The following is a 1,230-nucleotide window of genomic DNA, read 5'->3' as shown; positions in this document are numbered from 1 at the left end:
TATTCGAGCAGGACCATCGCGCGATCAAGCGCTTGACCAAGCCGATGCTGGGCTTCAAGTCCTTGGAGCTCGGGGAGCGCGTCGGCGAATTGACTCCGGAGCGGCTTGCACAAGATGACGTCTTCGTGACCGTCGTAATGCAGACAAGCCAAATCGCCCTGCGAAATCACTAGGTCGAAAAGCTCGAGGCATTAAGGAACGCGGTATTGAATTCTGTGCTCAGCACTATCGAAGAGGATGAGAAGTTCTTATTTCTTCGGTTGATCGACCAGCTTACCCCTGTACACTTGAGGACCCTGAAGTTTCTTGATGATCCCAAAGCATGGATGCAGCGACATAATATGCAAAACCCTGGATGGAGCATAGGCGGCGTATCAACGGTGCTAGAACACTGCTTCCCGCAATTGAGGGGAAGGCGAGACGTCTATGATCAGATTGCGAGCGACCTACAAACGGACGGGCTTGTCAGTTCGGGTTCGTTTCTCCACGTGACCATGACAGCAGAGGGGATGTTCGGGTCACGTACGAGCATACGTGGCAAGGCTTTCTTAGCATTTATTACTGCCAACTAAGTTTACTATTAGCGATTAGTCGGATCGTCGCCAGTATGCTCACGCTTACCAGGTACTGGCGTACTAGCAGGAATGCTGACCCAATCCGACATGTTCGCGTCGTCGGTGCACTGCCCAAACGCCTGCTTCCGGCCAGTTGCGGTCGGTGGCCGTTGCTGGTTTAGCCTAGCTAAAACTTCGCCTTAGCAGTCATTCGTTGAGCATGATAATGTGTAAGTTCTTTTCATGAAGAAATTTTCGCCTGGAGAAGTTATATGTCTAAGATTAAAGGTAACAACGACGGTCCAAATGGGCGTAACGAGAGCTACCAAATCGGTTCACGTAAAGAAGTCTCTAGGACGGAAGCTGTGCGAGAGGTGAAAGGAGGAAAGCATCCCGATAGTCATGTCGTAAAGATAAACGGCCGCGAGTACGTCCGAGACAATCCCGATGGTTCGAAAAAAGACAACGTAAACCGGTAAACAATTACTGGATAGGCGGGTATTGGGTTGGCTTCGTCTCAGTAGACTGCCTCCTCCCAATTCCTGCCCGGAGTAACAACCTGCAGTTTTCCCCGTCGGCAATGTCCTGTGCTGAGCTTAATGTTCGGGTTCGGCCAAAAGCGGACATAAACTAACGGCTTGGCTCTGTCATAACTATAACTTTCAAGAATTATACG

General features: G+C 50.3%; 1 protein-coding gene. It reads left to right on the top strand.

Features of this window, described 5'->3' with window-relative positions:
• Positions 1–826: 826 nt before the first annotated feature.
• Positions 827–1,033 (top strand): DUF3892 domain-containing protein, encoded by a 207-nt coding sequence (locus ACHAC9_RS24415; RefSeq protein WP_435764392.1) that lies wholly within the window; start codon positions 827–829, stop codon positions 1,031–1,033.
• The last annotated feature ends 197 nt before the right edge of the window (positions 1,034–1,230 follow it).

Origin of the sequence: Massilia sp. CMS3.1, from assembly GCF_051262535.1 — a bacterium.
GTDB lineage: Bacteria > Pseudomonadota > Gammaproteobacteria > Burkholderiales > Burkholderiaceae_D > Telluria.
Note: the sequence above shows the minus strand (reverse complement) of the source record. Positions and strands in the feature narration are given on the sequence as shown.